We start from the raw sequence: 22,174 nt of genomic DNA, 5'->3' as shown, positions 1-22,174 counted from the left end.
GGTTCGCCAGCGAGCCCGTCGATGTCCAGCGGTACGTCGACGGAAGAGCGCACGTACCGGTCGGCGTGGGGGTGGGGGTGGGTGTGGGTGTCGGGTTGCCGCCGCCGACCTGGACGAGCTGCCACTGCTGGTTGGTGCCGCCCCAGTCGTCGTACTGGACGATGTTGCCCCCGTCGGCCGTCGACGCGCCCTGGACCTCCAGGGCCTTGTTGCTGAGACGGCTGATGAAGCGGACGTAGCCGCTGTCGGAGTCGGCGAGGCGCCATTGCTGGTTGGTGCCGTTGCCGTCGGCCCATTGGACGATGGCGCCGCCGTTGGCCGTGGAGAAGTTGTAGACGTCCAGGACCTTGCCGGAGAGGCGGGACTTGATGCGGTAGTAGCCGCCGCCTGAGTCGACGAACTGCCATTGCTGGTTGTTCCCGTTGTTGCGGGTCCATTGGGTGATGCGCCCGCCGTCGGCGGTGGAGGAGTTGTAGACGTCCAAGGCCTTGCCGCTGTTGCGGTTGACCAGGGTGTACCACGCGTTGGTGTCGACGGTCGCCGCGGAGGCGCCGGACGACACGATGGTGATCACGGCGGCCGCGAGTATCGCGGGCAGGATGATCGCCAGGAGGCGTCTGATCACAGGAATCTCCAGAGGTTGTTGCTCGTACCGTTGTCGTCGGCCAGGACGACCTGCGCGCCCTGGGAGGTACCACTGAGGCCCAGCACCCGGCCGCCGTTGGCGCACTGGATTCGGAAGGCGGCGTTGCCGCCATAGCGGAGCCGCCAGCGGTGGTCACTGGTGCCGTTGTCGGCCCACTGCACGACCCGCGATCCCGCGGCGGTGCCCGCGTTCTCCACACCCAGCACCTTCTGGCTGTTGGAGTTACGCAGCCGCAGGTAGCCCCCGGTGTCGACGATCGCGGTCCACAGGTGGTCGGCGGTGCCGGTGTCGCCCCACTGGATGACGAGCGCGCCGTCGGACGTCGACATGCTGGTGACGCCGAGCACCATGCCGGTGCCCACGTTCTGGAGGCGCCGCGCGCCGTTGGGGACGAACCGCCACTGGTTGTCCGCGCTGCCGTTGTCGGAGTCCTGCACGACGGGCGTGCCGTTGGCGGTGGAACCGTTCTGGGTGCCGATCAGCTTGGAGCTGTTGACGTTGCGGATCTTGACGGAGCCGTCGCCGACGTCGGTGATCGTCCAGCGGTGGTCGGCGGTGCCCGTGTCGCCCCACTGGAGCACGCGGGCGCCGTCGGACGTCGACATGTTCTGGACGCCCAGTACCTTGCCGCTGTTCGAGTTGCGGAACCGCAGGGCGTTGCCGTCCACGATGAGGACCCAGTCGTGGTCGGCGGTCCCGTTGTCGGTCCACTGCACGGCCGTCCCGCCGTCGGCGGTGGACATGTCCTGGATGCCGAGGACCAGCGCACTGGCGGCGTTCATCAGCCGGAAGCTCGCCCCGCCTCCGCCGCTCTGCCCGGTGGCGTTCCAGTAGACGACGTAGTTGTGGTCGTACGCGTCGTAGAACGGGCCGAGGTTGACGGTCGAGCCGTTGGCGGTGGCGGTGAAGGCCAGTGACGACGTGCTGGCCCGGGTGATCGACGAGGGGGTGAGCGTCGGCGCCGACGACAGAGAGGTGCTGCCGTAGTTGCCTGACAACACGACCGGGCCGTACACGGCGGCGGCGATGCCGGCGTTGTCGTTGGCGGCCTTCATGATGACGCGCATGGGCAGCCGCACGGTCACGGTGTCGCCAGAACTCCACGACCGGGTCAGGTCGGCGTAGGAGCCCGGGGTGATGCCGATGTTCTGCTCGACCCCGTTGACGCTGATCGTCGCGCCCTGGGTCCAGGCCGGGATGCGGATCCGCATCGACCACGATCCGCTCACGTTACCGGTGACCTGCAATGACGTGGTGTCGCTCACCGGGTAGGACGTCGTCTGCGTCACCGTGATGCCGCGCTGGGACCAGTTCAGCGTCGAGGGCGCGAACAGGTTCACGAACAACGTGGTGCCGTTGTAGAAGTAGATCGAGTCCATCAGCTTCGTGTTGGTCTCGATGCCGGTGCCCTGGCAGCACCAGAACGAGTTGTAGTCCGTGCTCCAGGTGCCGCCGCCCCAGGCCGGGCCGACGCCGCGCCGGCCGCCGGGGTTGAGCGGGGTGAAGTAGGTGACATGCCCCCGGCTGTCGGAGGGGTTCTGCTGGCCGATCAGATGGTTGATCAGGGCGTTCTCGTAGTAGTCGAAGTAGTCGGCCCGGTTGGGGGAGAGCATCCAGAGCTCCCGGGTCAGCTTCAGCATGTTGTACGTGTTGCACGCCTCGCCGGTGTCCTGGGTCAGGTAGGCGGCGATGGCGTTGGGAGCGCGGAAGTGCTCGGCCTGGCTGTTGGCGCCGTTCACGTACGTGTGCGCGTTGACCGTGATGGCCCAGGCGTTGGCCGCGATGTCCCGATAGCGGGTCGTGCCGGTCGCCTTGTACTCGCGCGCCGCCCCGATCCACTTGGGAACCTGCGTGTTGGCGTGCAGGCCGTTGAGCTGGTCCTGGTTGGACGCGAGGGGGTTGAAGACGGCGGCGTGGTCGAACCTCTGGGCCACGGTCAGCCAGCGGGAATCGCCGGTCATCTGGTACAGGTCGGTCAGCACGGCGTTCATGCCGCCGAACTCGGTGCCCAGCATCGACTGCATCTGGCTTGAGCTGAGCCGGCTCGTCCGTGTGTCAACCCAGCCCGCCAGGGCCAGCAGTACCGTCCGGGCCTGGGTGTTCTCCATGAGCCGCCACACGTCGAGCAGCCCGGCGAGGGTCTTGTGGATGCAGTAGTACGGCACGTTGCCGTTGCTGAGCGTCCGGTTCTCGACGGCGGTGATGTCGGACTCGGGGAAGCCGGACAGGTAGCCGGTGGTGAACCCGGCGGCGCCGTTGTTGTTCTGGCATTTGGCCAGCTCGGCGACCATGTAGTTGGCCTTGTCCCGGCACGTGGTGTCCCCGAGTACGGCGTAGGCCTGCGCCCACGCCGTCAGGAAGTGCCCCTGCGCGTGGCTGCGGAACGGGAAGCTGGGCGCGTCCCAGCCGCCGTTGGCGGAGGCGCCGTTGGTGGACAGACGGTGGTTGGCGCGAAAGACGTAGAGCAGCCGGTCGACGTCGACGAAGCGCAGGTAGTTCAGGGTGCGGTTCTGATTGTCCAGCCAGCGGCCAGAGGTCAGCCGGACCTGGCCGAGGCCGAACTCGTAGGCGGCCACGCCGATGTCGGCGCGTCCCCAGGGAACGGCGGCGTCGGCGGCGGTCGCACCGGCGACCTGGGCGGCGCCTGAGAGCACCAGGGTCGTGCCCGCGGCCTGAAAGAGCTGGCGGCGGCTCATGGACATGGGAAGGCTCCTAAAGATGAGGGGGGTGTTGGGTGAGCGGTCGTGGCCACCACGGCCGCTCACCGGTGTTCATCTGGTCAGGCCGATGTCAAGGAGTGGTCATGTCGGGCCGGCCGGGCCGAGCGTCAGTCGCGGGCGCAGGGGTTCCCAGCGTCGCGAGGCCGGCGGCCGGCACTGCGCAGCAAGCGAAAGGTCCGGGTTGCGTAGGTGGCCGGGATGAGAGGGGATTCCGACGCTCCTTGGCCAGGTCGAGGAGGGGCACCCAAGTTTGTTATCGCTAACATTTCGACTGTCAGATCTTCATGGCTTGCTCCGTGGTCGCGTGACGCGGAGTACATCCGACTGTCGAGTCCGGCGTCAATGAGTCGCGAGCCTCGCTTGCCTGCGCGTCGCTACGGGGATATCTCCCGGCCTGCACATTCGTTCGGAGGAAGATCGCGACGCGCTGCCCGCGGAAATGAAAGTTTCACAGAAGTTACCGATGGGCAACCCATTGGACCCGGGCGGAGTGCGGGCGGATTTCCCGGCTCTGGGTCAAGGTCGGCTCCGAGCCTCCGACGCCCTCAGGATGTTAGCGATAACTAAGATCTCGCGGATGCCAAGCCGTACCGGCTCCGCTTTCCCGAACCTCGTAAGCACCCCCTGCCGTTGCCCAGGAAGAACGGCATGTCCTGTCAAACGGGTTCCGTGCACGCGGTGCGGAGGCGTCGAGTCAGGGGGTTGGTTCCTGTTCGGCTTCTACTTGCTGGTTCCACTCGCGTTTGGTGGCCTGCCAGCCGTCCTCGTCCTGGCCGGTGCGCCAGTATCCCGAAATGGACAGCGCCTCCCGCGGCACGCCGTGTTCGACGCGCAGCAGGTGCCGCAGCTCCTTCACGAAGCCCGCCTCGCCGTGCACGAACGCCTGGACCGCCCCAGAAGGGAAGTCGAGGGCCCGGACCGAACGGACCAGGGCGTCGCCGACGCGCCCGTCGCCCCGGTGCAGCCAGCTGATGGAGACGTCGCCGGGCGATTCCAGCTTCTGCTCCTCCTGTGGGCCGCTGACCTCGATGAAGACGTGCGCCCGCGCACCGTGCGGCAGCCGCTCCAGGGCGGCGGAGATGGCGGGCAGCGCGCTCTCGTCGCCGGCCATCAGGTGCCAGCCGGCCGCCGGGTCGGGCGCGTAGCCGCCGCCCGGACCGGAGAAACGCACCTCGTCGCCGGGACGGACGGCGGCGGCCCACGGGCCGGCGAGGCCCTCGTCCCCGTGGTAGACGAAGTCCAGGGACAGCTCGACCGCTTCGGCGTCCCACCGGCGCACGGTGTAGGTGCGCATGCGCGGCCATTGCTCGCGCGGAAGCTCGGCGCGGATGCGCTGAAGGTCGAAGGGCTCGGGGTAGGTCACCCCGTCGGCGGGGAACAGCAGCTTGACGTAGTGATCGGTGTACTGGCCCGCGCCGAAGCCCGCCAGGCCGGTGCCGCCGAGGACGACGCGGATCATGTGCGGCGTCAGCCGTTCGACGCGCAGCACCTGGGCCTGGGTCACCTTAGGAGTCTTGCGTTCCGGACGCTCGGTCATGCGCGAGCCCGCTGTCCGGTCAGCGGCACGCCGAGCCGCGTCGCTGCGGCGCGTACCTCGTTCCACACTTTCGCCCCCACTGGGATCCCGTTCTCCGCTCGCGCCGGCGATCGCCGGGCTCCGTTCTCCAGAGTAGAACTCTCCTCCCCCTACCGCCTTCGCGCTCCGTACGGCTACACCTGATGCCCCGGAGCGTTCCCGTCGGTCTAAAGGAACGACCACTCAATTGTATGGGTGGGTTTGTAGGGTTTTGGGGGGAGTCGGGGAGGGAAGAGGGTGTCGTAATCCCTGCTGTCGCGCGGAGGTGGCGGGAAGGGATGCGTGCGCGGACGACCGCAGGAGTGACGGCGATGGCTCCATGGCATGTTCGCGATCTTCAGGAAGACGATCTGGATCAGGTGGTCCGGCTTCTGGAGGAGTCGCGGGAGACGGCGGCCGAGCCGGTGGTGACGCTGGCCGAGGCCGTGGGGGCGATTCGTGGCGGTATGCCGGCGGTCGTGGCGGCCGTCGGGGCCCGGCTCGTGGGCACCGCGGTGTCCCTGGCGGCCGAGGATCGCGCCTGGGTGCTGCGCCTGGCCATCGACCCGGAGTGGCGTGGGCACGGCATCGGGTCCGGCCTGCTCTCCGCGCTGGAGGAACGCCTGGCCCAGAGGCGCGTACGCCGCATCGGGGCGCTGCTGCCGGGGCACGAGACGGGTGAGGCCGCTTTCATCAACTCCGGGTACGCGAGCCGGCCCGACGCCACCTACTTCGAGAAGGTGCTGCCGCCGGCTCCGGCGGAGGCCACCATCCTCGACCAGATCGGCGGCACCATCCCCGAGACCGGCCTCTGGGAGCGGATCGCGGGCATGGACGCGGAGAAGACGCTCATCGAGCGCCGCTTGGTGATGCCCCTGGAGCATCGGGACATCGCCGAGCACTACAGCCTGGAAGCCCCCCGGGCCGTGGTCCTGTTCGGCCCGCCGGGCACGGGCAAGACGACGTTCGCCAGGGCCGTCGCCTCGCGGCTGCGATGGCCGTTCGTCGAGGTCTTCCCCTACCAGCTCGCCGCCGACCCGAACGGTGTCGCGGGGGCGCTGCGGCAGCTGTTCTCCCGGGTCGAGCACCTGGAGCAGGTGGTCCTGTTCTTCGACGAGGCGGAGGAGATCGCCTCCGAACGGCGCGACCCGACCTCCCTGGCCCACCGGATCACCAACGAGCTGCTCAAGCTCATACCGGTCTTCCGGCGCCGTGACCGGCGACTGCTGATCTGCGCCACGAACACGGTGCGCAGGATGGACCCGGCCTTCCTGCGGCCCGGCCGCTTCGACTACCTGATCCCGATCGGCCCGCCGGACGCCGACGCCCGCCGCGCGATCTGGACCCGCTACATCGGGCCGGACCGGCTCGCACAGGTGGACCTGGACGCGCTGGTGGATGCCAGCGCCCGTTTCACCCCCGCCGACATCGAGTACGCCTCCCGTACGGCGGCGCAGACCGCCTTCGAGCGCCACATCGCGACGGAGAGGCTGGGAACGCAGGTGGCCGGCGCCGACCCCGCGCGGGTCACCGGCGACTACCTGGACGCCATATCGGGCACCCGCTCCTCGCTGACCGACGAGGACATCACGGCCTTCAACCGTGACCTACGGACGGCGGCCCGGGTGTAGCCGCGGCTCCCGGAAGATCGAACCCGCTGAGCGGGGAACCGCCGTGCCAGGAACCACGGCGTCAGGAACGGCCGGCCGAGGCGCGGTGGTGTCGGAGGTGGGCGATAGCCTGGGGCCGTTTGGGAGGTCGGCAGGCCTTCGGTGGCCGCAGAGCAGGGGGCAGGGTGAAGCTTCTCCACTCCGGGAAGGTCCGGGACGTCTACGAGGACCGCGGGGACATCATCCTCGTGGCGTCCGACCGGCTCTCGGTGTACGACGTGATCCTTCCGACCTCGATCCCCGACAAGGGCAAGGTCCTGACGCGGCTCTCGCTGTGGTGGTTCGAGCAGCTGGCGGACATCGTCCCCAACCACGTGATCTCGGCCACCGACGTGCCCGAGGAGTTCGCCGGCCGGGCCGTACGCTGCCGCAGGCTCGACATGGTCCCCGTCGAGTGCATCGCGCGCGGTTACCTCGCCGGGCTCGGCCTGAGGGAGTACCAGGCGACCGGCGCGGTGTCCGGCGTGGCGCTGCCGCCGGGGCTCGTGGAGGGCTCCAAGCTGCCGGAGCCGGTGTTCACGCCGACCACCAAGGCCGAGCTGGGCGCCCACGACGAGTTCATCACCCTCGCCGACGTGGTGGCCCAGGAGGGCGCCGAGACCGCCGAGGAGCTGAGGCGGATCACGCTGGAGGTCTACCGGCGCGGCGCGGAGCTCGCCGCCGAGCGGGGCATCGTGATCGCCGACACCAAGCTGGAGTTCGGGCGGGCGGACGACGGCACGCTGGTGCTCGGAGACGAGGTGCTGACCTCCGACTCCTCGCGGTTCTGGCCGGCCGACCAGTGGGAGCCCGGGCGCCCGCAGTACGCCTTCGACAAGCAGTTCGTACGAGACTGGGCCGTCGGCACCGGATGGGACAAGAAGGAGCCCGCGCCCGAGGTGCCCCAAGAGGTCATCGACACCACGCGCGCCCGCTACATCGAGGCGTACGAGCGCATCACCGGCAAGGCCTGGTAGCCCGCTCGCTCACTCAGTAGCCGGCAGGCCAGGTGGAGGGCCGGGGCCGTCCTGGCCTCGCGTCGCCGGGGTGCCAAGGACGCGCCCGCCCTCGCCCGAGCCTGAGTCACTTCTTGCAGATGTTCTGGGTGGCGGTCTTGGCCACCGGGGCGTTGGTGGAGGCGCTGGGCGTGGCGGCGGGAGAGTCGTCCTTGACGGTGACCTTCTTGGTGCCGTTGTACTTGCTCCCGACGATCACCTCGATGCCCGGCACGTCGGCCTGGCGGAGGTCGGCCCCGGGGATGGCGGCCGCGACGGTACGAGCGGAGTCCTCACGGCCGGCGGGATATCGGATCACGGTGTCGGTGTGGTCGCGTGGAGTCGTGTCGCCGGGAGCGTCGGGCACCTGGAAACCGGCCTTGCGCAGGTCGGTCCTGGTGCGGGCGCCCAGGCCGGTGATGGCGGTGCCGTTGACCACCCGGACCACGATGCGCTCGGGCGCCACGGTCAGCGCCTGCGCCGAGGAGGCCGAGGGCGTGGGCGTGGCGCTCTTGGAGGCCGCCGGCTTGACCAGGGGCTCGTCGGCCGCGACACGCTTGAACAGGTCGCGAGAAGCCGGCTTGTCCCACAACACGGCGGACTCGCCCGTGGGGGCCGTGTAGTTCACGTCCGCGAGCGGGACGGTGGTGAAGGCCACGTCGTCGGTGGACACGTCCTTGAGCTGGTCGGCGAGCCCGAGCACGTCCTTGGCCAGGGCGTCGTCGACGGTGATGGTCTTGAGCGTCGAGCTGACCAGACCGCCGAGCTTCGCGGGGTTGGCCAGTGTGCCGCCGCTCAGCGCCCGCTGGAGCAGGGCCGAGATCACCTGCTGCTGCCGGTCGATGCGGTCGAGGTCGGAGCGCGCGGTGGCGCGGGTGCGCGCGTAGAACAGCGCCTTGACCCCGTCGAGCTCGTACGTGCCGGGCTGGAGCTGGAACTTCGTGTGCAGGTCGTTGATCGCGACGGGGGTGCACACCGAGACCCCCCCGAGGGCGTCCACGACGTTGATGAACCCCAGGACGTTGACCTCGATGTAGTGGTTGATCGGCAGCCCGGTGACGTTCTGCACCGTGCGGACGGCCAGCTTGGCGCCACCGAGGGAGTACGCTGAGTTGATCTTGTGGGTGCCCTTCCCTGGGATGTCGACCCAGCTGTCCCGGGGCAGGCTGACCACGGTGACCTTCGAATGGTCCTCCGAGAGGTGGATCACCATCATCGTGTCGCTGCGCTGCCCGACCTCCCGGCCGAGGTGGAGCTGGTTCTGCTGCTTGCGCGTGAGGTCGTCGCGCTTGTCGACGCCGACCAGCAAGATGTTCATCGCGCCACGGGCGTCGGACCCGACGGTGCCGGCGTTGACCCGTTTGATCTGGCTCGACGCGTAGGTCGACAGGAACCACAGCACGCCCGACCCGAGCAGCACCGCGCTGGACAGCGCCCCGGTGACCATCAGGCTTCGCGCGCTGGAGCGTGCCCGCTTCGTGCGGCGCTGTGACAGCCGCACGCCGCCGTACGCGTCGCCGCCCACGTGGACCCCGGAGTCGCCGACGTGAACACCGGAGTCGTCGTCGCTCACCGTGGTGCCCCCTCAGGCCGAGAACGTTCACCGGTGAGGAGGCTTCGATCGCCCGTGGGTTGCCGTCCCCACCCGCTCGTACAGTAGCGTGAGCGCCGCCATGAAGGAGTTCCCCGACTCGCCCCGAACCAGCCAGACCACACGAGTCTGGCCGCCGATCTCGGTCGTCATGCCGGTGCTCAACGAAGAGCGCCACCTGCGTGAGGCCGTGCGGCAGGTGCTCGCCCAACGCTACGACGGACCGATCGAGGTCGTCCTCGCCATCGGCCCGTCCCATGACCGCACGCAGGAGGTGGCCGACGCCCTCGCGGCCGAGGACCCCCGCGTGACGGTCGTGCCCAATCCCACCGGACGCACTCCGAACGCGCTCAACGCCGCCATCGGTGCATCCCGCAACGGCATCATCGCCCGCGTCGACGGGCACGCCATGCTCCCGGAGGACTACCTCCAGGTGGCGGTCGACACCCTCGAACGCACCGGCGCCGACAACGTCGGCGGCATCATGGCCGCCGAGGGCGTCACGCCGTTCGAGCAGGCCGTGGCGTGCGCCATGACATCCAAGATCGGCGTGGGCAACGCGCGCTTCCACACAGGAGGCCAACCAGGGCCCGCCGACACCGTCTATCTCGGAGTCTTCCGCCGGGAGGCGCTGGAGCGGGTCGGCGGCTACGACGAGCACTTCCAGCGCGCGCAGGACTGGGAGATGAACCACCGCATCCGCGAGACCGGCGGCCTGGTGTGGTTCCAGCCCCGCATGCGCGTCTCCTACCGGCCGCGCCCGACGGTCAAGGCCCTCGCCAAGCAGTACTTCCACTACGGGCGCTGGCGGCGGGTCGTGGCCCGCACCCACGAGGGCACGATCAACCTCCGCTACCTCGCCCCGCCGCTCGCGGTGCTGGCGATGCTGCTCGGCCTGGTCGTGTCGCCGTTCTTCCCGCTCGGCCTGCTGATCCCCGCGGCGTACGTTGTGGCGATCGTCGCCGGCTCGGTGCTCACCGGCCGGGGGCTGTCGGCGAGCGCCCTGCTGCAGCTGCCGCTGGTGTACGCGACCATGCACATCGCGTGGGGCTGGGGCTTCCTCACCAGCCCGCCGCGCCTCGCCAGGCCGCCCCAAGGGGCCTCCTCCTAGCGGTACGCCGTCCCCGGGAGCTTTTCCATGGCTCCCGGGGACCCTAGAGCCGCAGCGTGCCCTTGAGCCCCGCCATGTCGTGGGCGCGGTTGACCGCCTCGTCGAAGCGGGTCATCGCGTCCGGATGATCGGGCCCGAGGAGGTAGGTCTTCATCGCCCGCCTCGCCCCCGCGAGCTCGTCCTCGCCAGGGCGTTGGAGCTGGGTGAGGAGCCCCGGCAGTTCCCGCAGGTCCGGGCCGAGCAGGTAGGCCGCCTCCGCGCTCGGGTAGCGCTCGCGGAAGACGTGGCCGGCCATTCCCGCGACGTTGGTCACCACGTACGGCTTGCCGCTCGCCACGAAGTCGGCGACGACGCTGGAGATGTCGCTGACCAGCAGGTCGCAGTCGTTGAAGCAGTCGTACAGGTGAGGCTCGGGACCGGTGACCGCCTGATGCGGCGCGGCGCCCCCGGCCCTGATCATCTCGACGATCCTGCGGTGGGCGGTGGTGGCGCGGGGGTCGCGCTCGCCCGTCAGCGGATGCGGCTTGTAGATCACACGTACGGCCGGGGAGTGCGCGAGCAGGGCCCGTACGAGCTTCGGGCCCATCGTGATGAGCGAGGTGTGGAACAGGTCGTCGGTCCAGCCCTCCCACGTGGGCGCGTAGAGCACGCTGAGGACCGGCAGGCCAGGCCCGCTCCGCCTGATCCCCGAAAGCTGCGGGCGGCCCACCTCGACGATGTCCTCGTCGCGGACGCCCACCTGGGCGCGGATGTAGCGGTCGCGCCCGGCCTGCCCGGCGACCCACACCTCGTCGTACGCCTTGGAGAACGGGTTGAACGAGGCCTCCTTGTCGCTGTCGCCGTGGCCGATGAAGACGCTGCGCAGCCCCGGCGCCCGCAGCAGGTGGATGTTCTTGCCCACGTTGGACGCGTAGAGCGCGAGGCGGGCGCCGTCCAGCCCGCTCAGGCTCATCAGGTCGACGGCCGACGGCGCGCACAGCACCGGCAGCGTGGTCGGCCCGAGCAGGGGGAGGATCTCGCGCTCCCGCAGCACGATGATCGTGCGGCGGCTGAGCCGTGCCAGCGTGTCCAGCCACATGGTGGCCTGGTAGACGGAGGTGGGCGGGCCCGAGAAGTAGAAGATCACCTCGGGCCGGTAGGCCTGGACCCGCTGGTCGACCGCCGCGATCACGTGCTGGCGGTTCGCCAGTGGCGCCGCCCGCCGCGCGTGGAGCAGCAGTACGAGCATGGCCGCCGCCTGGAGCGCGATGGCCGCGCCGAGCCCGGCCCCGCCCAGCGCGGCCGTACCCAAGCCGGCCCCGCCCCTCGCGGCCGTACCGAGGCTCGCGTTTCCGAGCGCCGCCTGACCGGTGAGGGCTCCGGCGGCGATCGCGCCCACGGGAAGGACGTCGGTGTAGAACAGCCGAGCGCCGCGCCATCCGGCCAGCCCTCCCGGAGGCTCCCGGGGGATCCGCAGCGAGGGCACGTCGAGGTTCCTGGTCGACACGGGCATGAGGTTGAGGCAGCGGTCGAGGTAGATCGCGGTGCCTGCCTGGAGCACGCGGAGCACGTGCATGAGCAGCAGCCCGCCGCAGAGCAGGACGAACCACCGGGAGCCCGCGCCGGCCGTGCGCGCCACGAGCAGCACCGCGCCGACCTCCCGGGCCAGGAAGCGCACGCTGACCCCGAGGTGGATCCGGCCGAGCCGGTCGAGCACCGGCCGCGCCAGGCGTCCGGCCGCCGCCTCCGCGCCGTACGACACCGCCACCACGACGGCGAAGGCCGTGGGGAACGGGTACAGCGCGGTGACCATCAGCGCCGGGAAGGACAGCAGGAGCAGTCCCGAGAGGATCGCTCCAGGCGTGTTTCTGCGCACCCACCCCATCGACGGCCCCCCGGTCGTTCCCCGCGCGTTGATGGTCTTGTACCCACTCGCGAGGCAGGGCGTACGTCAGGGGCCCGCGTACGTGTACGTCAGGGGGCGCGGCGTACGTCGATCACCTGGCCCGTGAGGTCGGATATGAGTAGATCGATGGAGGTCTGGGCGACCGCGCGCGGGGACAGCAGGCTGGCGGGGGGCTCGTCGCCGAAGGCGCGGTGCCGCATGGGCGTGCCGGTGCGCTCGGGGTTGACGCAGTTGACGCGGACCCCGTACTCGGCCCACTCGTCCGCCAGTGCCTGAGTGAGGTTCACCACGGCCGCCTTGGTGGAGGAGTAGAGGCTGTAGTCCGCGCGGCCCCTGGTGTAGGAAGAGGAGGTGTAGAGCAGCAGGTGGCCCCGGGTCTCGCGGAGGTGGCGGATGGCCGCCCTGGCGATGTTCACCGGGCCCAGGTAGTTCACACCGACGGTCTCCTCCACGGTGAGGTCGTCCGCCTCTCCGAGCTTGCCCATGTGGAGCACGCCGGCGGTGTTGACCACGTAGTCGACCCGGCCGCTCTCCTTGGCCGCGTGGTCGAGGGCCTCGGCGACCGACACGGGGTCCTCCACTCGCACGCCGTTCTGCGACCGCGAGAAGGAGTAGACGTTGGCGCCGTGCTCGCCGGCGAGGTCGACGACGTCGGCGCCGATGCCGTAGCTGCCGCCGAACACGACCACGGTCTTGCCAGCGAGCGCCCGCCGGTAGGCCTCCGGGCTCGCCGGGACCGGGGCGGTGTTGGAGGCGAGCTGGAAGAGCTTGTCGGCGATGTAGACGTCGACCGGATGGGTGACCTTCATGTTGTGCTCGCTGCCCGGCACGATGTAGATGGGGACGTCCGGGAGGTAGCGCAGCACGACGCCGCAGTCGTCGGTGGCGGGCTGCCTGTCGAAGTCGGGGTCCGCGAAGGCCCGCTCGTACGCCTCCCGGATCACCGACAGCCGGAAGCACTGCGGGGTCTGGCCGCGCCGCAGCCGCGATCGGTCGGGGATGTCGCGGATGATCTCACCCCGAGGGCCGGGCGCGGACACCACGACCGTGTCGGAGGACGGGATCGCCACGTCGACCGCCGAATACACCTTGAGGGCCTCGACGCACTCGGAGATGATGCGCGGCTCCAGCAGGGGGCGCACAGCGTCGTGCAGGAGCACGTCGCACTCCTCGGTCCCGAGCGCCCGCAGGGCCCGCCAGGTCGACTCGGTGCGGCTCGCGCCCCCCTCCACGACCGCGCTCACCTTGTGGAAGCCGCCCCGCTCGATCAACCGCTCGACCTCGGCCGTGAAGCCAGGGGCCATGAGGACGACGATCTCGTCGATCTCCGGCGCGTCGTTGAACACGGTGAGGGTGTGCTCGATGATCGTGCGACCAGCGATCTTGAGAAGCTGCTTCGGGGTATTGAGCCCGACGCGTTGCCCGATTCCGCCGGCGAGGACCACTCCGACGGTCCGCAGGCGTGGTTCCTGTGTGGCCAAAATAGGACTTCCTTAAGCGACTCGGTAACGACTGACCCTACTGATCACTACCCGGAGGCAGCGCCCACGTCCCCTTATAACGCAGCGGCACGCCGCGTGACGCGCCGATGGGATTGCGAGGTGAGTGACGGCTCGGTTACTTTGCGGGGTGGACGATCCCCGGTCGCGGAAGGAGACCCCCGGTTGCCAGACTCCGCGTACCCGCCCCCTGTGAGGCCTCCCCGAAAGCCTTACGGCACTACGGAGCATTCAGGCGCCCCTTCGGAGAGGAAGCCGCCGGCGACCGTCGCGGTGCTGCTCGCCACCACCCCGGCGACGGGCCTGGCGTGCCCCGAGGGCACGCTGGCCGACCGGCTGGCCCGGCAGCTCGCGTCACTCCACGTCCACCGGGTGCACGTCGTGACCCGTGCCGGCAACCTGCCCGCGATCCCGTCCCGTCCCGCCGTGCTCCTGGCCGAGGCGGCGACCGAGACGCTGGCCGGGCCGGTGGCCGAGCCGGACGTCACCCGGAGCGCCGGGCTCACCGGCGACCTGCGCGCGGTGGCCGAGGTCGCCCGGGCCGTCTCGGGCCCGTTAGCCGTGTTCCCCGGCGACCTGGTGGCCCACACCGAGGCGCTGGCCCTGCTGCTGGCAGACCCCGCGCGCGGCACCGGCGCGCTGGTCTCACCCGAGCACGACGGCACGCCACTCAGGCTCCCCCCGATCCGCGCCGAGCGGGGCCGGGTGGTCGCCGCGGGAAACTCCTTCCACACCGTGAGCGGCGCCAACGGCGGCTTCAGAGGCGTCCTGCACGTGGGGGAGGCCGATCTCGTGAGCCTGGCCGACGTCGCCGAGGAACTCGCCGGTCTCGCCCAGGAGCAGCGCCTCGGCGGCGCCGAGGAGACCGAGGTGGCCGACCTGCTGCTCGCGGGCCTGGTTCGCGTGGGCGTGCCCGTACGGGCGGCGCCCCTCGGCCGGCTGCACTGCGACAGGGTCACGGGCCAGCTGAGCGCCGACGCGGCCATCGCCAGGCTGGGCGAGGTCGACGAGGACCGCGCCCGGCTGGAGGCCGCGGTCAAGTCCGACGACGGCTTCGTCGCGACTTACCTCGTGAGCTCGTGGTCGGGGCACGTGGTGCGCCTGGCCGCCAGGCTCGGGCTCACCCCGAACGCCGTCACCGGGCTGTCGGTCGGCCTCGCGGGCCTCGCGGCGGTCGCCTTCTCCGCGGGGGAGCGCCGCGCGCAGGTCGCGGGCGCCGTGCTGCTCTACCTGTCGTTCGTCCTCGACTGCGTGGACGGGCAGCTCGCCAGGTACACCCGCATGTTCTCGCCCCTCGGGGCCTGGCTGGACGCCACGTTCGACCGCGTTAAGGAGTATGTCGTCTATGTCGGGCTTGCCGTTGGATACACCGGTGGGGTCGAGCTGGGGTCCACGGGCCCGGGTGGCATCTGGGCCCTGGCAGTGGTGGCCATGCTGGTCCAGGCCATCCGTCACATGATCGACTTCTCGTACGCCGCGGCGCGGGCCGACACGGCCGGCGCCGGCCAGGTCTGGGAGCGTCCCGGGCACGGCGGCTCGCTCGGCCTGCCCGTCGCGCTCAGGCGAGATCCACAGGGGAAGCCCGGCGCGGTGATCACGCCCGGCCGGAGGCGCGTCTACGGCTCCGTCGTGCGGCTCTCGGCCCGCCTCGACAGGAACACCGCCGCCCGCTGGCTGAAGAAGATCGTCGTACTGCCCATCGGCGAGCGCATGGTGCTGATCTCGGTGACCGCCGCGCTGTTCAACGCGCGGGTGACCTTCCTCGCGCTGCTGGCCTGGGGTGGCCTGGCGGCGCTCTACACGCTGACCGGCCGGATCGCGAGGTCTCTGTGATCATGACCAGGGTCCACATGGCGCCGGTGCCGCGCAGTTCCGTGGTGACCTACCGCGACGACGGGGTGCTGGCGCGCGGCATGGGCCTGCTTGTCGCGGGTCAGCTGCCGCCGCTGCCGCCCGCGATCGCCGGGGCGTTCGTCACCGCGGTGATGCTGTTCCTCGGCGTCGCCGGCGCCGACGGCCCGTCGGTGTTCGCACCGGCCGTGGCGCTGATGCTGGCGGGCCCCGGCAGCTCCCATGCCCACGACGGGCGGCTCGACTGGCTGGCACCGCCGATCCTCCGGCTCACCGAGTACGGCTTCATCGCCTGCGTGGGGTTCGCGTGGGACGTGCCGAAGGTCCTGCTGTTCGCCCTGCTCGGCGCGATGCTCTTCCACCACTACGACGTCGTCTACCGTTGCCGGCAGCAGGTCTACCCACCAGCCTGGCTCGCCTCCGCCGGGCTCGGCTGGGAGGGGCGGATGCTGCTGATCGCCATGGGGGCCCTGCTCGACATCGTGACGCCGGTGTTCGCGCTGCTCGCGATCTACCTCGCGGCCCTGTTCTGCTGGGAAAGCATCACCTGCTGGCTCGCAGCGCCCAGATCCGGCGTCGAGGCGGCCGACCTGGGCGGGCAGGACTGAGCTCATTTCCGGCCGTCATTGCCAACGACTGGTCTTGTTATGGAATAGCTGAACTCGGGATTACACGATCACCACCTGCAGGCAACTAACCTTTGGCCTACAGAAGCCGGCTTTATTGAGGAGTGCACGTTGCTGGGAATGGTGCTGGCCGCCGGGGCCGGACGACGCCTGCGGCCGTACACCGACACGCTGCCCAAGGCGCTCGTGCCGGTCGACGGAGAGACCACGATCCTGGACATCGCCCTGCGGAACCTCGCGGCGGTCGACCTCCGGGACGTCGTGGTCATCATCGGCTACGCGGCGCAGGCGGTGCACGACCGCAAGGCGGAGCTCGAACGGCGGCATGACGTGAAGCTCACCCTCGTGCACAACGACAAGGCGGAGGAGTGGAACAACGCGTACTCGCTGTGGTGCGCGCGCGACCACTTCTCCGAGGGCGCGCTCCTGGTCAACGGCGACACCGTCCACCCGGTGTCGGTCGAGCGCACGCTGCTCGACGCGCCCGTGACCAGCGACATCCTCCTCGCCGTCGACAACGTGAAGTCGCTCGCCGACGAGGAGATGAAGGTCACACTCGACGAGTCAGGCCACCTGCGGCGGATCACCAAGCTGATGGACCCCGCTGACGCCTTCGGCGAGTACATCGGCGCCACGCTGATCCGCCCGGGAGCCGCCGCGCGCCTCGCCGACGCCCTGAAGGCGACCTTCGAGCGCGACCCCCAGCTCTACTACGAGGACGGGTACGGCGAGATGGTGGCCCGCGGCGAGAAGATCGACGTCGCCCCCATCGGCAAGGTCGACTGGGTGGAAGTGGACAACCACGACGACCTCGCCAAGGCCAGGGAGATCGCGTGCACCTACTAGCCGAGCCGCCCGCGGGCATGCGGCCGGCCGGCGTGTCGTGCCCCTCGACGGTCCGGGAGAACGCATGCCGCTCCTAGCGCGAATGCTCATGGCCCCGCTGACCGTCGAGGTCCGCCGGGGCGCGGTGGCCCAGCTGGGCGCGTTGCTCGCCGACAGCCGGGTGGCCACCTCCGGCCGCGTCGCCGTCGCGGTGGGCGCGGGGCAGGGCGACCACATCTCCAGCATGATCGCGCCCACGCTGGGCGAGGCCGAGGTGTTCCGCGTCCCCGACGGCTCGGTGGACTCCGCCGTCTCGCTCGGCGCCGACCTGCGCAAGGGCGCGTACGAGGCCGTGGTGGGCATCGGCGGCGGCAAGACCATCGACGTGACCAAGTACGCCGCGTCGCTGACCGGCATCCCCATGGTCGCCGTGGCCACCAACCTCTCCCACGACGGCATCTGCTCGCCCGTCTCCTCGCTGGAGCACGAGGGGGGCAAGGGGTCGTTCGGCGTCCCGATGCCCCTGGCGATCCTGGTCGACCTCGACTTCGTCCACGGCGCGCCCCCCTCGCTCGTACGGTCCGGAGTGGGCGACGTGATCAGCAACCTGTCGGCCATCGAGGACTGGCAGCTCGGCAACGTCGAGCGCGGCGAGCCCATCGACGGCCTCGCGGTCGCCATGGCACGCACCAGCGCCGAGGCCGTGCTGGGCAGGAGCGACTCGATCGAGTCCGACGCCTTCCTCACGGTCCTCGCCGAATCCCTGGTGCTGTCGGGCATGTCGATGGTCATCGCGGGTTCGTCGCGTCCCAGCAGTGGTGGAGATCATGAGATCCTGCATGCCGTGGACCAGCTCTATCCAGGCACCTCGAACCACGGCGAGCTCGCCGGCATCGGGGCCGCCTTCTGTTTCTTCCTGCGGGAGGACGAGCGCCGGCTGTCGCTGGTCGCCGACTGCCTGCGCGGCCATGACCTGCCGGTCACCCCCGGCGACGTCGGGCTGACGGCCGAGCAGTTCACCGAAGCGGTGATGCTGGCGCCGTCGACCCGTCCCGGGCGATACACGATTCTCGAGCACCTGCGCCTCTCCGAGGCCGAAGTGCGTGACCGGGTGGAGGAATATGTCCGGGCCCTCGGTCATTGAGCTGCGTGCGGTCGCTCAGCCGCACACCACGATGGAGCGCAACTCCGGCGAGCACTGGGCCGGCGCGCTCTACATGCGCAAGCTCTCGATCTACGTGACGTGGGCGCTGGCCCGCACGCGCATCACCCCCAACCAGGTCACGGGTCTTATGATCCTGGCCGGCCTGCTCGCGGGTGTGGTGCTGGCCCTGCCGGGGCTGTGGGCGGCCATCGCGTCGGCGGTCCTGATCCAGGTCTACCTGCTGCTCGACTGCTCCGACGGCGAGCTGGCGAGGTGGACCAACCGCACCTCGATCACCGGCGTCTACCTCGACCGCGTCGGCCACTACTTCTGCGAGGCCGCGCTGCTGATCGGGCTCGGGTTCCGGGCCTCGGTCACGCTGCCCGACTGGTACACCGTGCTCGGCGTCGCCGCCGCGCTCGGGGCCATCCTGATCAAGTCCGAGACCGACCTGGTGGACGTCGCCCGTGCCCGTTCAGGGCTGCAGGCGACCACGGAGGCGGCGGCCGAGCACTTCCAGTCGCGGCGGCTCGGCGCGGCCAGGAAGGTCGCCGCGGCGCTGCGCTTCCACCGGGTGATCCAGGCGGTGGAGCTGTCGATCATCGCGGTGATCGCGGCCGTCTGGGACGCCGTGGCGGGGAGCCTGGTGGCGACCCAGGTGCTGACCGTCGCGTGTGTTGTGTTCGCGGGCCTTCAGGCGGTTCTCCACCTCGTGAGCATCCTGGCGTCGAAGCGGCTCGGGTGAGATGAGAAAGCATCGGAACCGACGGCGGTTCTCCGGCGTCGTATCTCTGTCAAGAGCCACCGCCAAGCCAACAGTTACTGTTTGGCGGGGGTTTGCTGACAGTTCCGATACCCTTATTTCGCAGTATGCAGACACAAGCTGGATTGCCCGCTCACACAGACTCGGTGATCATGACTCCATGCGTTCTCCATGCGTCGAGGCGATGACGCGTTGAAGATCTCTTGTGTCATCCTCACCATGGGCAACCGGATCGCCGAGCTCGACAGGGCCGTCGAATCCGCGCTGAACCAGATCGACGGTGACGTCGAGGTCGTGGTCGTCGGCAACGGTGCCGACGTGCCACAGCTCGCCGACGTCCCGACGCCCGGTTTTGCCTCTGTGCGCACTGTGCGCATCCCGCACAACGTCGGCATCCCCGAGGGCCGCAACCACGGCGTCCGCGAGTGCACGGGCGACGTCGTGCTGTTCCTCGACGACGACGGCTGGTACGCCGACGACAAGCTGGCCGCGCACGTGCGTGAGCGGTTCGCCGCCGAGCCCGACCTCGCGGTGATCTCCTTCCGCGTCATGGACCCCGACGGCGGCGTGGGCCAGCGTCGTCACGTGCCCCGCCTGCGGGCAGGGGACCCGCAGCGCTCCTCGCCGGTGACCACCTTCCTGGGTGGTGCCTGCGCGATCAGACGCTCGGCCTACCTGCAGGTCGGCGGCCTACCGGGCCGCTTCTTCTATGCCCACGAGGAGACCGACCTCGCCTGGCGGCTCCTCGGCGAGGGCTACCGCATCGAGTACGACGCGGACGCCGTCATGTACCACCCTCAGGTGCCGCCCACGCGCCACGCCGACTTCTACCGGCTGAACGCGCGCAACCGGGTCTGGCTGGCCCGCCGCAACCTGCCCTGGCCGCTGGCGGCCCTGTACTTGCTCGACTGGGTCGTGCTGACGCTGGTGCGCGAGCGCTCCTCGGTCGCGATCAAGTCGTGGTTCAAGGGCTTCAAGGAAGGCCTCCGCGAGCCGGCGGGCGAGCGCCGTCCCATGGCGTGGCGCACCGCCTGGCGCATGCTCCGCCTCGGCCGCCCCCCGATCGTCTGACGTTCGTGGGCGCGGTAACCGCCACATGACCAAGGAAATCAACAGTGACCCATCAGGTCACGGGCGGTAGGCGTCGCGGCGGTGTTCTGTCGAGGTGATCGTCACGGTGGGCTTGTCCTCATCGATGCGGTAGACCACGCGATAGGTCCCGCGTCGAGCGACTTGTAGCTCCTCGTACGGCTCGTTGAGGGGCTTGCCCGCGCGTGGCGGCTTGGCAGGCGGGCAGCCATGATGGCGGCCATCTCCTCTTCCGTGCTCCTCTTCCGTGGTCACGTCGCCTCGCGCCTCGGCGGCTGCGGCCGCTCGCATCTCCGGATCGGCGATGATCTCCAGGTTCTCCCGCAAAGACTCCCATTCGGCCACAGACAAGATCACAGCATGTGGCCGTCCGGTTCTGGGTCAGCGTGATGTTCACGGGCCGCCCGGTCGGCCAACCCGGTCAGTCGGTCCTTGGCTTCGCTGGTGGGATGAGCTCCCCCAGCTGGCCGGAATCCCGGCTGAAGTTCCGGCCATCCTGGATACGATCGGCGTTTGCCGGCGCTCGCCGTCATGGTCCTGGCCTGCGCGGTGGGCGCCCTCCGGCTCGGGCTGTGGTTTCCAGAGGTTCGCTACGCTCAGCGTTCCACGCTTGGTCATCGTCGGCTGAGGGCGGTTTCAGGCCGCGTGCGCCTCGAACCACATCGAGCCGAGATCAATGGCCAGAGGTCAGCCGCACGTCCGCGTTGGGCGCCGCCGCGAGCAGCCGTAGCAGCACGATGGTCGGTGCGGGATGCGACGTACGTGTGCAGGTGGGCGGGAAACCATGTCGCCGCGTATCAGGGGTGTGGATTCCGTCTCGCGCATCAGGTCACGTAGCTCTTCGACGGAGCGGGCCTCCACGATCAAAGGCTCGGGAGTCGTCCAGGTGGCCATGGCGAAGAATCGGCGGCTACCCATGCCGTACCAGACGCCCACGAGGGCTCCAGCTGATCTACCTGGTCAGCGACAGCACGCTCGGCGGCATTCCAATTCCCTGGCGGGCGGATCTGACAGGATTGTTCTATGGCATGCCCATCGAGTGGCGATCGATTTTAGGGACCGTACGACATTTTTCTCGATACTCCCGAGTTGCCCGGGACTCGCTGTTCAGGTCTTTCCCCCAGGACGAAGGCGAAGCGGACCGGGAATTCGATGTACGCGTCGAATTTCTTCTCTCGTGTCTCGGCGATCCCGGCCCCCAAGGCGATGTCGTCAAAGCTGGACAGTGGCGACATGTACCGGCTCCGGACCATCTGCAGGTAACTGCTCGGTGGGGAAGCGCGGCGGGAACTCCTCATGGGTCAGTTGGGATGGGTCAGTTGGGATGGGTCAGTTGGGCGCGAAGACCCAGCACCGACATGGCCGCGCTGATCTCGGCCGGGGCGGGCTGCCTCTCCTTGAGCAGCCGCAGTGCCGCGTCGAACGGATAGCCGATGCGGTTCGGAAGCATCACCGCCAGCAGTCTTCCGCCTCCTCATCAAGCGCGCCGAGGCAGGGCGCCAGCGTGATGCGTGCCCGATACGACCGCCTCGCTCACAACCAATGGCGGTGACTCGTGGATGCAGGCATGGCTGGCAGGACCAACTGCCGGGGGAGACCCCCATGCTGGATCGAGGGCTCATGCGTCGAATTGACTGCCCTTGACGCCACCGAGGAATGTTCCCTCCAGTCGCCCGGAGTGAGGATGACTACGGTGCGAGTCGGGTTCTTGCTGTCTCGGAGGGTGACGACTTCTGGGAGGTTGGTGGCCACGCCCACACATTAACCGCCGTTGTCACCGCCGTAGGAACTCTTCCTCCGGAACGGTCGAACCGGAGCGATTCGATCGCATCTACGGTTGCATAACCAATGGCCTCAATTCCGGCGATTGCCTTACGGCTGGGATAAAGGATTAATCCCTCCTTAGGTGCATTTATTGCCGAGAGAGTTTAGGTTGCGAGAGCTGCCGACATGTGAAATTATTCGCACAGGATTTCGAATTCACCGGAGGTGATCGCGAGTGGAGGATTTGTCTGGGCGTGGCCCATCGCAGCCGCATTCGCGCTCTGGTTCGGCGGGTGGGGGTGTGCTCGGTCCTGAGTGGTGGGCCGCGGTGGTCGCGCGCTCCTCGCGGTGGTCCTGCGACGGTTCCGTCGCGCACGCCGTGCACCCGCCGTCCGACCCGGATCACCCGGATCACCCGGATCACCCGGATCACCCGGATCACCCGGATCACCCGGATCACT

The 22,174-nt window shown here is 69.5% G+C and carries 18 protein-coding genes; 9 read left to right on the top strand and 9 right to left on the bottom strand.

Translation table 11 applies throughout. From position 1 onward, the window contains the following. From AB0O34_RS30290 to AB0O34_RS30280, 3 genes are all read right to left on the bottom strand, one after another. Positions 1–625: RICIN domain-containing protein (locus tag AB0O34_RS30290; RefSeq protein ID WP_363921205.1), on the bottom strand; the 625-nt coding region annotated here is incomplete at its 3' end. Then, on the bottom strand, positions 622–3,348 hold the full coding sequence (locus AB0O34_RS30285; RefSeq protein ID WP_363921203.1) for a beta-L-arabinofuranosidase domain-containing protein: 2,727 nt from the start codon (positions 3,346–3,348) through the stop codon (positions 622–624). The genes AB0O34_RS30285 and AB0O34_RS30290, both read right to left, overlap by 4 nt. Positions 3,349–4,060: 712 nt before the next feature. After that, positions 4,061–4,903, bottom strand: coding sequence for a siderophore-interacting protein (locus AB0O34_RS30280; RefSeq protein WP_363921201.1), 843 nt, complete (start codon positions 4,901–4,903; stop codon positions 4,061–4,063). 350 nt (positions 4,904–5,253) lie between these two features. Here AB0O34_RS30280 and AB0O34_RS30275 point away from each other — a divergent pair, with 350 nt between their 5' ends. Next, positions 5,254–6,552 carry a GNAT family N-acetyltransferase gene (locus AB0O34_RS30275; RefSeq protein WP_363921199.1) on the top strand — a complete coding sequence of 433 codons (1,299 nt, stop codon included), beginning with the start codon at positions 5,254–5,256 and terminating at the stop codon, positions 6,550–6,552. Positions 6,553–6,716: 164 nt separating this feature from the next. Then, positions 6,717–7,547, top strand: coding sequence for a phosphoribosylaminoimidazolesuccinocarboxamide synthase (locus AB0O34_RS30270; protein WP_363921197.1), 831 nt, complete (start codon positions 6,717–6,719; stop codon positions 7,545–7,547). 106 nt (positions 7,548–7,653) lie between these two features. On the opposite strand, the gene AB0O34_RS30265 is transcribed toward AB0O34_RS30270, so the two are convergent. Further along, positions 7,654–9,138, bottom strand: a complete 1,485-nt coding sequence (locus AB0O34_RS30265; RefSeq protein ID WP_363921196.1) for an LCP family protein — start codon at positions 9,136–9,138, stop codon at positions 7,654–7,656. Positions 9,139–9,238: 100 nt separating this feature from the next. On the opposite strand from AB0O34_RS30265, the gene AB0O34_RS30260 reads away from it, so the two are divergent. Beyond that, a complete protein-coding gene (locus AB0O34_RS30260) occupies positions 9,239–10,267 on the top strand; it encodes a glycosyltransferase family 2 protein (protein ID WP_363921194.1) in 1,029 nt (342 codons plus the stop codon). Between the two features lie 43 nt (positions 10,268–10,310). Here the strand turns inward: AB0O34_RS30260 and AB0O34_RS30255 are convergent, their stop codons facing one another. Both AB0O34_RS30255 and AB0O34_RS30250 read right to left on the bottom strand, forming a co-directional pair. Beyond that, complete coding sequence (locus tag AB0O34_RS30255; protein WP_363921192.1) at positions 10,311–12,122, bottom strand: CDP-glycerol glycerophosphotransferase family protein; 1,812 nt, start codon at positions 12,120–12,122, stop codon at positions 10,311–10,313. Between the two features lie 98 nt (positions 12,123–12,220). Continuing rightward, positions 12,221–13,633: a bifunctional cytidylyltransferase/SDR family oxidoreductase gene (locus tag AB0O34_RS30250; RefSeq protein ID WP_363921190.1), complete on the bottom strand. Its 1,413-nt coding sequence runs from the start codon at positions 13,631–13,633 to the stop codon at positions 12,221–12,223. 291 nt (positions 13,634–13,924) lie between these two features. Between AB0O34_RS30250 and AB0O34_RS30245 the strand changes: the two genes are divergently transcribed. The 6 genes from AB0O34_RS30245 (at position 13,925) to AB0O34_RS30220 (ending at position 19,931) form a co-directional block, all read left to right on the top strand. After that, positions 13,925–15,484, top strand: coding sequence for a CDP-alcohol phosphatidyltransferase family protein (locus AB0O34_RS30245; protein WP_363921188.1), 1,560 nt, complete (start codon positions 13,925–13,927; stop codon positions 15,482–15,484). A gap of 2 nt (positions 15,485–15,486) precedes the next feature. Further along, positions 15,487–16,110, top strand: a complete 624-nt coding sequence (locus AB0O34_RS30240; RefSeq protein ID WP_363921186.1) for a DUF5941 domain-containing protein — start codon at positions 15,487–15,489, stop codon at positions 16,108–16,110. Positions 16,111–16,239: 129 nt separating this feature from the next. Further along, positions 16,240–16,974, top strand: coding sequence for a phosphocholine cytidylyltransferase family protein (locus AB0O34_RS30235; protein ID WP_363921184.1), 735 nt, complete (start codon positions 16,240–16,242; stop codon positions 16,972–16,974). A gap of 82 nt (positions 16,975–17,056) precedes the next feature. Continuing rightward, a complete protein-coding gene (locus AB0O34_RS30230) occupies positions 17,057–18,097 on the top strand; it encodes an iron-containing alcohol dehydrogenase family protein (protein WP_363921207.1) in 1,041 nt (346 codons plus the stop codon). Next, complete coding sequence (locus tag AB0O34_RS30225) at positions 18,075–18,842, top strand: CDP-alcohol phosphatidyltransferase family protein (RefSeq protein WP_363921182.1); 768 nt, start codon at positions 18,075–18,077, stop codon at positions 18,840–18,842. Before AB0O34_RS30230 ends, AB0O34_RS30225 begins: the two co-directional genes overlap by 23 nt. A 189-nt stretch (positions 18,843–19,031) precedes the next feature. After that, complete coding sequence (locus tag AB0O34_RS30220) at positions 19,032–19,931, top strand: glycosyltransferase (protein WP_363921180.1); 900 nt, start codon at positions 19,032–19,034, stop codon at positions 19,929–19,931. 57 nt (positions 19,932–19,988) lie between these two features. Here the strand turns inward: AB0O34_RS30220 and AB0O34_RS30215 are convergent, their stop codons facing one another. From AB0O34_RS30215 to AB0O34_RS30205, 3 genes are all read right to left on the bottom strand, one after another. Then, positions 19,989–20,294, bottom strand: a complete 306-nt coding sequence (locus AB0O34_RS30215) for a type II toxin-antitoxin system RelE/ParE family toxin (RefSeq protein ID WP_363921178.1) — start codon at positions 20,292–20,294, stop codon at positions 19,989–19,991. Positions 20,295–21,264: 970 nt separating this feature from the next. Next, positions 21,265–21,402, bottom strand: coding sequence for a hypothetical protein (locus AB0O34_RS30210; RefSeq protein WP_363921176.1), 138 nt, complete (start codon positions 21,400–21,402; stop codon positions 21,265–21,267). Between the two features lie 80 nt (positions 21,403–21,482). Then, positions 21,483–21,701 carry a DUF397 domain-containing protein gene (locus AB0O34_RS30205; RefSeq protein ID WP_363921174.1) on the bottom strand — a complete coding sequence of 73 codons (219 nt, stop codon included), beginning with the start codon at positions 21,699–21,701 and terminating at the stop codon, positions 21,483–21,485. Between the last annotated feature and the right edge of the window lie 473 nt (positions 21,702–22,174).

This window comes from Sphaerisporangium sp. NPDC088356 (genome assembly GCF_040685555.1).
In the GTDB taxonomy this organism is placed as follows: domain Bacteria; phylum Actinomycetota; class Actinomycetes; order Streptosporangiales; family Streptosporangiaceae; genus Sphaerisporangium.
Note: the sequence above shows the minus strand (reverse complement) of the source record. Positions and strands in the feature narration are given on the sequence as shown.